Here is an 8,017-nt window from a genome sequence, read left to right as displayed (position 1 = left end):
GGAGACATGGCCGACCACTTCCGTGAGTATATTGCCCGCATTAGTAACAAGGGCAGCAGCTACTACCGCGATCGTTACGAGTATCAACGCATACTCGGCCATCGTCTGGCCGCGCGAACCTGCCACTAACCGATAAACTGCTGTCTGATGGCGCATTGCCTTCCCCTCCCAAGGCGATCGTTTCTCTCGGAGTGAGTTCCAAGCTGGGACTGGATGGCAGCCCCCGCTTGGAAACCATTCCAACGACCGTTCAGGCCATCGAAGGACTACAGGCTTCCGTTCACGAGACCAAGCTGGTGATAGCGGGGTGGCGGTGGGTTAGGCCGCCACCCCTGAATCAGTCCTCTCGATTAGAGCTTGCCGTCCACGCTGGTCAGCAGCGTGGTGAGGGTCGTGCCCATCGTCTGGTAGCCCACGAACACTACGACTGCGACGGCCGCGAGGATCAGCGCGTATTCCGCCATGGTCTGTCCCTTCTGATACTCCCGAGCCTTCACAAACATCTTCGTGATCTTTTCCATTCCCGTGTCCTCCTCAGTCTGTTATTTGGCCGAAATTGGCCATTGTCCCCGTAGTTAAATCTGGCTGCGTCCCAGCTTACTGACGGTCCGGGTCAGCATCGTCCGCGTTGGGTTACCGCAACAAGCGGTTTCATTACTATACAGATTGTACGCTTGTGTAAAGGGACAAGGATGGCAAATTTGCTGAATAGACTAGCGGCGCCTAAGCGGGGCGAGCGAACGTTTTCTTACGGTAGGGTCCTTACCGAAGTCCGATAGACGCAGGTACGGTAATTTTGATAAAAGGGGGGCGCTGACTGGGTTTGCCCCCCTTTTCCAGTCGGCAACGGGCCGGTGTCGGAAACGTCGCTGGCCCGTTAATTTTTCGGACGCCGGAAACGCGAACGGCGAGTCATCGCTGACCCGCCGCATCGTCGCAGACGTCAAAGATGCTACCCGGCGCTCATTGGCCCATCGCGTCATCCGCCTGTTGTGCGGCTGCATCGGCGGCATTTTTGTTCGCGCGCGCCTGGGCGATCGCCTGGTTGGCCGCATCGATCTGCTCCTGCTCCGCGCCGTCGCTTTCGAGCTGGTCGCGCGCCTCGGTCGCTGAGTCGAGCGTTTCCTCTGCCGCATCGGCGGCGTCGTGCGCTTGTTGGGCCGCGTCGGCCTTGGCCTTCTGCTCGGGGTCCATCGGAGCGCTCTGATCCGATTGTCCGCCAGCCGCCGGCGCGCTGGCGGTATCCGCCGACGCGTCGTCCTGCGCCCGCGCTTGCGACAAGTTCGCGAATGCAAACGCCGTAGAGAACGCCAGCGCCGCGATCGCCAACAGCCCAAAGCGGAAGGTTCGCATCGTGCCTGTCTCCAATCTCATGGTTGCTGTCCTGCTTTCAGCCTGCCGATGAAGATAGTTTTGTCACTTTTGTCGATCAAGATCGAGCCGCATGTGCGCCGCCGGATGGCGCAGACACGGTCATACATTATTGCGAATAGTGGGCGCCGATCGAGCGTACGCGCAGACTGATCAGATCCGCAAACATCCGGATCGGATCGCGCGGGAACCGGACTTTCGTCGCAGCATCGTGGTTCCAGCGGACCGGCACCTCGACAATTTTGCCGCCGGTGCGCTCGATAAGGAACAGCAGCTCGGGGTCGAAGCCAAATCCCTCGACGCGCTGGAGTTCAAACGCGCGGCGGGTCGCATCCATGCGGAATAGCTTGAACCCGCATTGGGTGTCGTGAATTCGAAGGCCTGTGAACAGGCGGACGAGCAGGTTGTAGATGCGGCCGGAATAGTCGCGGAAGACTGGCTGGCGGACTCCGATCAGCTCGCGACGAAGCGCGCGGGAGCCCACGGCGGCGGCGGCGCCCGACTGAAGAGCGGAGAGCAACTTGTCGGCTTCTTCGATTGGGGCTGACAAGTCGGCGTCGGTGAACAGCACGAATTCCCCGGCCGACGCGAGCGCCCCGTGCCGCACCGCATGGCCTTTACCCCGGTTCGGGCTGACTCTGAGCATGCGCACCTCGGGAAACCTGGCCACGACTTCCGCCGTCGCGTCGGTCGAACCGTCATCAACGACGACTACCTCGATCGGAAATGGCTGCGCCGCGGCGTAGATGCGTATCTTGCGCAGCGTCGTATCGATTCGCAGCGCCTCGTTATACGCAGGCACAACTATGCTCAGGTGAGTTTCGGCCACGGGATCGAGGTTGAAACCTTACGTGCTCGGGACACCATCCGCAACGATGCCTATCGATGAGGTCGCTACATCCGTTACGCGCGGTGTGCGAAAATGTACTCGTGCGCCCGAAAATCGTAAGACTCGCTGATCCCCAAATCCCGGCGGCCGCGACGACGCTCGCGCGCGCGTTCCACGACGATCCGCTGATGATCTACGCCATTCCCGATCCGGCCGATCGCGTGCGCCTGCTGCCCGACGTGTACGCCAGGATGATTCGCTTCGGGGTTCTCACCGGCGAAGTATACGTAGCCGCTGGCACGCTCGAGGGCGTCGCGCTTTGGCTCCCGCCGAATGTGAAATGGACGCGCGAGAATATCGAAGCGTCAGGGATGCACGAAACTGCGACGCTGATCGGCAACGACGCGTATCAGCGTTATCGCGACGTGGTTGGACGCGAATGGCAAGCGCGCGAGCGCGACATGACCGCCCCGTGCTGGTACCTGTTCCTGCTCGGCGTCGAGCCGAGTTGTCAGCGGCGCGGACTCGGCGGCGCGCTGATGCGCCCCATACTCGAGCGCGCCGACGCTGAGCGAGTCGCGTGTTATCTCGAGACCGAGAACCAGTGCAATGTCGCGTTCTATCTGAAACAAGGCTTCGAGGTGATCGTCAACGGCGAAGAAGCCGGCGCCAGCGGGGTCCGCTTCTGGACCTTCCGCCGCACGCCAAACCGCTGAACGCGAAAATCAGCTGTTCGCGGGGCGGCGCGATTCCATTCGCTCGACCACTTTGCTCAGCCAGCGACGATATCGGCGCGTCATGTCGGCGCCTGATCCAAGTCCTATCGCTCGCCGGACGCTCGGGCCGAACAAGGAGTCGCCGAGGACGAGAATAAAGAGATGGGTGGCGGCAAACAGCGTCTCTTCCAACTCAGGCGGCCGACGTCCCTGGTTCAGGGCTCTGCGAACCCTGCCGGCGTGCATTCTTTCGGCCGCCGGTTTGAACACCCCGGGCGTCATCGTCCGGTTGCCTTGGCCGGAAAGAATCAGCCATGCGAGCATGCGCGCGATTCCACGGCGCGAAGCGACTTCGTAAAAGCGATCGAGCACGCCCTCGATGTCGGGTTCTTTCGCACTCGGCCACCCTTCGAGGAATTGCCCCTGGAGCTTCGCGATTCCGCGCATCACCATCGCCTCAACCAGACCTTCGCGGCTGCCAAAGTGATGAAGGATAGCTGGATGCGAAATGCCGGCGGCGGCGGCGATTTCCTGAAGTCGGATCGCCTCCGGACCGCCGCCGAGCAGCCGCCGCTCCGCTGCTTCGAGGATCGCGCTGCGCGTCTCCGCCGCGCTTCGACGCCGTCGAGTCGCGGTACGGTCTCGCGAAGGCATTGTCGCAGGATGGCTCCTGGAGCTAGCGCCCGGTTGTCGCGGTCCGGCTCGCATCTCTTTTGATCCGGAAGGCACTCGCCTCGGTTGCGACTTCCGCGGATTCGCCGCGATGCTCCCGATAAGTCTGAAGCGTCCATCTGAACGCGGGATGTGTCGAAACGGCGTCCCTGATTTTCACCAGCGGCTCGGGAAGTGGCGCGACGGCCTTGTACGGAAACTCCGGCGGTCTGACCAGCGGCGAAAGCAGCGCAGCCGCCGTAAGATCGGCGACTGTGAAACGATCGCCCACCAGGTAACCCGACGGCTGCAACTCGCGCTCCAGCCCATCCATCGCCGCCATTGTCTTGCTACGCGCAACCTCCGCAGTGGCGGGATTGATGTCCATCTGCCGCCGCATGACCACGCCGATAAGCGGAGACATCGCGCGCTGCGCGAGTTGAGCAGCCGGACTCGCGTGAGATACGAAGGCGGCACGTACAAATTTCGGGTACGGCAGGATGACGTGAAAAATCCAGCGCCGAATGTATGGCCCGAGTTCCTCGTCGTAGAAGTCTTCGAGCTCGAGCGCCCGCCGGCGCTGATCGGGGTCGGCGGGATAGAGCGCAGGTTCGGGATACACACGCTCGAGGGCCTCGATGATCTTGCTCGAATCCGAGATTGCGTTGCCATCCAGCTTCAGCACGGGGACGTGCGTCTTCCCCGTCATCCGCTTGACGGTGGCGACGTGAAACCCGGGAATCAGCGAGTGGCGGATATGCGGCACGCGCTTGAAATCCAGCGCCCAGCGCGCCTTTTCGTTGAAGTGGGAGCTGGTGAACTGCCACAACTCGGGAGTGTCCATTGAGCTGACTTCCTTTGTCCGGGGTGCAGTGCTTACTTACAATTTTGTAAGCTATTTCCTGCATCGCAGTCAAACGCTTTCGTCAACGGACTGCAAGCGCTAGAAAGGTCGAAGGGAGCGATGCGATGGCGAATGAAAACGGTCTCGGCCTAGTCGAGGTAAAAAGGTTCACGACCAGGAACTTCCGCCTTGAAAGCGGGGAGATGCTGCCCGAACTCCATCTCGCGTATGAAACCTACGGAAATCTCGGGCCCGACGGACGCAACGCAATCCTCGTGACTCATGGATACACCTCGAGCCAGCATGCGGCCGGTCTCGACGGCAATGGCGAACCCGGGTGGTGGGACGGGCTGATCGGACCGGGCAAGGCGATCGACACCAACAAATATTTCGTCGCGTCATCGAACATGCTCGGCTCTTCGTATGGTTCCACTGCACCGGCCAGCGTCAATCCGAAAACCGGCATGCGCTATGGTCCCGATTTTCCGGACTACAGCCTGCTCGACATCGTTACCGCGCAACGCGCGATGCTCGACGCGCTCGGTGTGAAGCATCTGGTAGCAGTCGCAGGTCTTTCATTCGGCGGCTACCAGGCGTTTCAATGGGGCGTCACTTTTCCCGACGCAATGAGCGGTATAGTGCCCGTGGTCACGGCGCCTAACGCAACCGATGGCGCGCGAATGGTGGCCGATTTGCGAACGCGGTTTGCCGAGGCGCCCGGATGGAACGGCGGGCGCCACTACGGCAGCGCGGAGATGCTCGGCTTCATGACGGAGCTGCGCGTTGCGACGCTCAAGCGCTACGGCATCGAAGCTGAACTGGCTTCGAGGTTTCCCGATCCGGCGAAACGCGAGGCGGTGATCAATCAGCTCGCGGAACCGTGGGCGAAGGCCTTCGATCCCAATTCGATGATTGCGCTGGCGCAGGCGCGCGCGCACTACAACGCCGAGAAGGACTTCGCCAGGATTCGCGCGAAAGTGCTCTACGTGCTGTCGCGCACTGACAAGCTATTCCCACCGAGTATCGCGCCCGAGGTGATGGCGAAATTGAAGGCTGCGCGCGTCGATGCCACCTACTTCGAGATCGACAGCGACAAAGGCCATCTCGCGAGCGGCGCCGACTGGCAGAAGTGGGATCTCGTGTTGCGCGACTTTCTGAAGCGTCTGGAGTGAGGCGTCATTGACGAAATCAACCGAGACCGTTCCGATCATCGACGTCGGATCGCTCCGCCGCGATCCTCGCGATCTTGCTCGCATCGGTGCGGCACTCGATCGGGCGTGCTGCGAGTTCGGGTTTTTCTACATCACCGGGCATGGAATCGACCCTGCGTTGTCCGCGCGGATGATGACCCTCGCACGGGAATTTTTCGCTTCGCCGCTGGAACAGAAGATTGCGATCGCGATGGCGCATGGCGGGCGCGCATGGCGCGGCTACTTTCCGGTGGACGGTGAGCTGACTTCGGGGCGACCGGATCGCAAGGAAGGAATCTACTTCGGTACTCAATTGGGACCCGACGATCCACGGGTTCGCGCCGGCGTGCCACTTCACGGAATGAACCTTTTCCCTGCGCTGCCCGGATTCCGCGACGCGCTGCTGACCTACATCGATGAGGTCACCGCCGCTGGCCAGCTATTGTTGAAAGGCATTGCGGTTGGTCTCGGCCTCGCACCGGACTACTTCCAGGAACGCTACACGCACGACCCCACCGTGCTGTTCCGCATCTTCAACTATCCGCCTTCAACTGCAAGCGCGGACGAAAACGAACTTGGAGTCGGCGAGCACACCGACTACGGACTCCTGACCCTGCTGCGGCAGGACGAAGTCGCAGGCCTCCAAATTTGGCATCACGATCGATGGCTGCCGGCGCCGCCGGTGCCCGATTCGTTCGTCTGCAACGTCGGCGACATGCTTGAGCGGTTGACTGCCGGGCGCTACGTGTCGGCGTTGCATCGTGTGCGTAACGCCTCGACGCAGGATCGCATCTCGATGCCGCTGTTCCTCGATCCGGGCTTCGACGCAGTGTTGCAGCCGATTGAAGTTCTTGCACCAGATCCCACAGCCGCTGGCCGACGGCGCCGCGGCCGTCGATGGGATGGCACCGACCTGGCCACAGTGAGCGGGACCTACGGCGACTACCTGCTCAACAAAGTTTCGAAGGTGTTCCCACAATTGAGAGCGAAAGTGTTTTAGAGTTTGTTGATGCGTCGCTCCGTACGGTGGACGCAAAGGAGTGTGCGATGCCGAATAAGACGTACAAGATAATTGAGGTAGTCGGCGTTTCCGACGACAGCGTTCAGCAGGCGGTCCGCAACGCGATAATCAAGGCCCGCGAGACGATCCGAAATATCGACTGGTTCGAGGTCAGGAATATTCGCGGCTCGGTGAACCAGGCGGGCGATCCTACCTTCCAGGTGGAAATACGGATCGGATTTCGTCTGGAAGGCGGTGCTGTGGTTTGAAGAGGCCTTGACCACCCGTTTCCACGGCCTTGACCACCCGTTTCCACGGCAGCGACGGCAGCACTCTGGGCTAAGGCTGGACGTCAAAACTGCGTGCTCAGTTGGAGCGCGACTACCGTGAGCATGGCCGCAAGGCAGTAGAGATGGTCCCGATAGATCGCACGAGCGAGGCGGGTTTGCTCTCCAGATGAATCCGCGGCGCGTCCGAGCTGCATCGCGTTTGGAACGGTGCGCGCACGGGCCAGGCCGATCGCGCTCGCGGCTGCGGCGAGCGAGACCCACGCGACCCACCAGTGACCGGCGTTCTGCACAATTTCAACGGCAATTGCCAACAATGTCAGGAGCATCACCACCGCGATCAACCGGTTCAACGGCCATGCTTCGATAGTGACGCGCCGGTAGTAGGTCGAGAGCGAAACTAACACTTCGGTCGGAAGCGGATCGCCGGCGTGCTTTCTCGTCTGCACGTCGAACATAAGGTCGAACCACAATACAGCGATCAGAAATCCGGCTCCGGTCGCAGCTAATGCGTGCATGTCGGAAAACCCCTCGAAGTGTATCTCTAATGAAAAATCGGATTTGTAAACAGGGTTGAGGTTAAATTGAAGGCGGGAGTGGTGATGAAAATAGGGTAAAAACCTGAAAAACGGTTCTCACGATAAAATATCGATAATGAGTTAATTCGAGGCTTGACTAGGCGTTTGTTTTCCTCAATAGTAATGTCGTTCCAGATTTCTAAAGGGGCTCATTTGAAGGAAGGATAGATGCAACGAACACAACCGAGAGACGACGAGCAACCTGAGTTTTACACCGTTGGCCAGCTGGCTGAATTGCTGCAACTGACGCCAATGACCATATACCGCATGGTCAGACGGGGCGAGTTGGCGTGTCACGCGATCGGGCGAATCAAGCGCTTTCGACGTGGCGATGTGGAGACGTTCCTCGAGAACTCGAGGCAGCCAGCATCCCAAACCAGGCTGAATTGAACGAACCGAACCTTTAGCCCGCTCTGGTTTGGACTAAGCTCGTGACGAAAAGGCGAGTGGCGGCAGCGATCCGCCGGGCGTCGTCGAGTTTTACCTTCGACGACGCCATTCCCAATATACAATTCTACAGATCCGCTAATGATCGTTGATGCTGGCGAATC

At 60.4% G+C, this 8,017-nt stretch carries 11 protein-coding genes; 5 read left to right on the top strand and 6 right to left on the bottom strand.

Annotated features, from left to right (window positions below; translation table 11 throughout):
• Positions 1–350: 350 nt before the first annotated feature.
• The 3 genes from VIW95_RS16125 to VIW95_RS16115 all read right to left on the bottom strand — a co-directional run bounded on the left by VIW95_RS16125 (position 351) and on the right by VIW95_RS16115 (position 2,200).
• On the bottom strand, positions 351–521 hold the full coding sequence (locus VIW95_RS16125) for a Flp family type IVb pilin (protein WP_331588418.1): 171 nt from the start codon (positions 519–521) through the stop codon (positions 351–353).
• A 442-nt stretch (positions 522–963) separates the two neighbouring features.
• A complete protein-coding gene (locus VIW95_RS16120; protein WP_331588416.1) occupies positions 964–1,374 on the bottom strand; it encodes a hypothetical protein in 411 nt (136 codons plus the stop codon).
• Positions 1,375–1,480: 106 nt separating this feature from the next.
• Positions 1,481–2,200: a dolichyl-phosphate beta-glucosyltransferase gene (locus VIW95_RS16115; RefSeq protein ID WP_331588414.1), complete on the bottom strand. Its 720-nt coding sequence runs from the start codon at positions 2,198–2,200 to the stop codon at positions 1,481–1,483.
• A 101-nt stretch (positions 2,201–2,301) separates the two neighbouring features.
• On the opposite strand from VIW95_RS16115, the gene VIW95_RS16110 reads away from it, so the two are divergent.
• Positions 2,302–2,916, top strand: a complete 615-nt coding sequence (locus VIW95_RS16110; protein WP_331588412.1) for a GNAT family N-acetyltransferase — start codon at positions 2,302–2,304, stop codon at positions 2,914–2,916.
• 9 nt (positions 2,917–2,925) lie between these two features.
• Here VIW95_RS16110 and VIW95_RS16105 read toward each other — a convergent pair whose 3' ends face one another.
• Both VIW95_RS16105 and VIW95_RS16100 read right to left on the bottom strand, forming a co-directional pair.
• Positions 2,926–3,570, bottom strand: coding sequence for a TetR/AcrR family transcriptional regulator (locus VIW95_RS16105; RefSeq protein ID WP_331588409.1), 645 nt, complete (start codon positions 3,568–3,570; stop codon positions 2,926–2,928).
• 22 nt (positions 3,571–3,592) lie between these two features.
• On the bottom strand, positions 3,593–4,411 hold the full coding sequence (locus tag VIW95_RS16100) for a glutathione S-transferase family protein (protein ID WP_331588407.1): 819 nt from the start codon (positions 4,409–4,411) through the stop codon (positions 3,593–3,595).
• A gap of 125 nt (positions 4,412–4,536) precedes the next feature.
• Between VIW95_RS16100 and VIW95_RS16095 the strand changes: the two genes are divergently transcribed.
• Genes VIW95_RS16095 through VIW95_RS16085 form a run of 3 tightly spaced genes read left to right on the top strand, consistent with a single transcriptional unit; the run spans position 4,537 to position 6,870 of the window.
• On the top strand, positions 4,537–5,583 hold the full coding sequence (locus VIW95_RS16095) for an alpha/beta fold hydrolase (RefSeq protein ID WP_331588404.1): 1,047 nt from the start codon (positions 4,537–4,539) through the stop codon (positions 5,581–5,583).
• Positions 5,584–5,590: 7 nt separating this feature from the next.
• On the top strand, positions 5,591–6,601 hold the full coding sequence (locus tag VIW95_RS16090) for an isopenicillin N synthase family dioxygenase (protein ID WP_331588401.1): 1,011 nt from the start codon (positions 5,591–5,593) through the stop codon (positions 6,599–6,601).
• Between the two features lie 47 nt (positions 6,602–6,648).
• On the top strand, positions 6,649–6,870 hold the full coding sequence (locus tag VIW95_RS16085) for a dodecin (protein WP_331588399.1): 222 nt from the start codon (positions 6,649–6,651) through the stop codon (positions 6,868–6,870).
• A gap of 83 nt (positions 6,871–6,953) precedes the next feature.
• Here the strand turns inward: VIW95_RS16085 and VIW95_RS16080 are convergent, their stop codons facing one another.
• Positions 6,954–7,406 carry a hypothetical protein gene (locus VIW95_RS16080; protein WP_331588397.1) on the bottom strand — a complete coding sequence of 151 codons (453 nt, stop codon included), beginning with the start codon at positions 7,404–7,406 and terminating at the stop codon, positions 6,954–6,956.
• Positions 7,407–7,634: 228 nt separating this feature from the next.
• Between VIW95_RS16080 and VIW95_RS17660 the strand changes: the two genes are divergently transcribed.
• Positions 7,635–7,856 carry a helix-turn-helix domain-containing protein gene (locus tag VIW95_RS17660; protein ID WP_414645302.1) on the top strand — a complete coding sequence of 74 codons (222 nt, stop codon included), beginning with the start codon at positions 7,635–7,637 and terminating at the stop codon, positions 7,854–7,856.
• The last annotated feature ends 161 nt before the right edge of the window (positions 7,857–8,017 follow it).

It is taken from the genome of Binatus sp. (SeqCode) (assembly GCF_036522015.1).
Lineage (GTDB): Bacteria > Desulfobacterota > Binatia > Binatales > Binataceae > Binatus.
This window is presented reverse-complemented; position numbering and strand designations above follow the sequence as displayed.